The sequence below is a fragment of the Pseudomonadota bacterium genome, assembly GCA_030775045.1.
Taxonomy (GTDB): Bacteria; Pseudomonadota; Alphaproteobacteria; order JALYJY01; family JALYJY01; genus JALYJY01.
Genome location: JALYJY010000005.1, coordinates 1 through 1,704, shown reverse-complemented (window position 1 = coordinate 1,704; position 1,704 = coordinate 1). Strand labels below are relative to the sequence as shown.

The window sequence follows — 1,704 nt, the reverse complement described above, 5'->3', positions numbered from 1 at the left end:
AAGCCAGGCATCGCATCCTGCGGTCCGGGCCCGCAGAACCATGCCCATCAGCACAGAGTCATCAATCTGGCCTGTCTCGGTGACATTGAAGCGTACAGCAGGGGGTTCCTCTGTTTTCATGAATGCCTTGTGAAAAGCCACCCCCGTCTGGCTTGAGAAAAATCTCTTTCTTTTCGAGATATTGGGAATGTCTCCGATGAGGGCTGAACCCCCGGGAGCCAGAAGGCCCATCAGGCTGTCCAGAAAACTGAAGGGATTGGCATCAACAAAAATGTATTGAAGAACGCTGTAGCACAGGATCGCTGTCGCTTCTCCCCCGGCGGCAGCATGGACAGCTTCTGCATTTGACGGGTACATTCCGGCAATTTTTGAGATGAAGGGATGGTCTGGCAGAAGGGCCAGCATTTCCCCGGAATCCACCAGAACAAGACGATGTTTTTGCTTTCTGCAGATCTCAATCAGCCTGTCAGTTACGCCACCAACGCCGCAGCCAATATCAATAACGGTTTGCCCGGTCCGGCTTTCAAGGCCAAGTTTTGCCGTGATATCCCTGACAATTGAATCTTCGTAGCCTTGCCGATAGCTGACGGGAAAGGCAATTTTTTCTTCCGGAGTCAGGTGCGGATTTCTGGCGAGCTCCCTGAATTTTTCATAGTTCAGATCAACAGAGGAAAAATCTATCATTTTTTTTGTTGAAAGATCAGTGCCCTGGCCGCAAGGTGGAGGCTGTTTTTTCATGAAGAACCATACCTTCGAAATTTCATGTTTTTGTAACAATTTAACAATGCCCTGTCTACTTTTTTCCGGGAGTTGCACTTAAACCTGTACCAGTTCAGGTTGTTGGATGATCATGACACCCGCTCCTTCCGGAAACCGGAGGTGTACTCAATAATTTTACAGGAGGTTGCGCGGAGTGCGCCGGACGAATGGGCAAGAATGGTGCCTTTTTGCACTGCGTGCCGGCTGGCAAAGACCATGACACGCCACTACCGGCGGGCCACCATCATCGATGACGATGCGGCTCTGGACATTCTCCGCCATTCCAGGGCAACCAGACCAGAGCTTTTGCAATCTGGTTGAACACTTCTTTCTGTCGCATGAAAGATGTGCGCCGTCCCGCGCAGTGCCTCGACAGGCTGGCCAGTAACTCCCTCACTGCTGTCCATCTCTTCTCGATCTGACTCTGGCTCCGTTGTTGAGTCCCGACTCTGGTTCAGACCTCTATCAGCGGGGTTATCAAAGCCCGGTGACTGTAAGTCCCGGAAACCATAAGGAGATCACGCTTCAGAAGCATACCGCCTATGGCGGCTGGAGGATTTGGAACCTGCCGGAAACCGGATTCGCTCCAGAACCCGGCGGGACGAAAGCCACTTACGGGCGCGATCACCCCGAGGCGGCCTCCGGATTATTGCCGCAATAAAAGCCCCTGCTGTACAATCATTGATTGTATAAAAATGTTTTCCAGTTATAATGGCGATCAGTGCGTAAGGATTTTTCAGCCCCCCTTGCAAAGTGATGTTTTTTGTTTATTATGAATCACGAATTGTGATTCCTGCTGTTGAGTCTGGGGCGCAAGCGAAGATAACAGGCGCAGAGACGATTTTGGTGAAATTGGGCTTGATGTGTACAGCCGGTGGTTGTAATTTTCCGGAAAATGGAGCAACTTGATGAAGAAAATCCTTTTTGCGGTGTTGCTGGTTCTTC

1 protein-coding gene is annotated in these 1,704 nt (G+C 50.7%); it reads right to left on the bottom strand.

Annotated elements, in window-relative coordinates:
• Positions 1-738: methyltransferase domain-containing protein (locus tag M3O22_00780; protein MDP9195303.1), on the bottom strand; the 738-nt coding region annotated here is incomplete at its 3' end.
• Positions 739-1,704 lie beyond the last annotated feature (966 nt).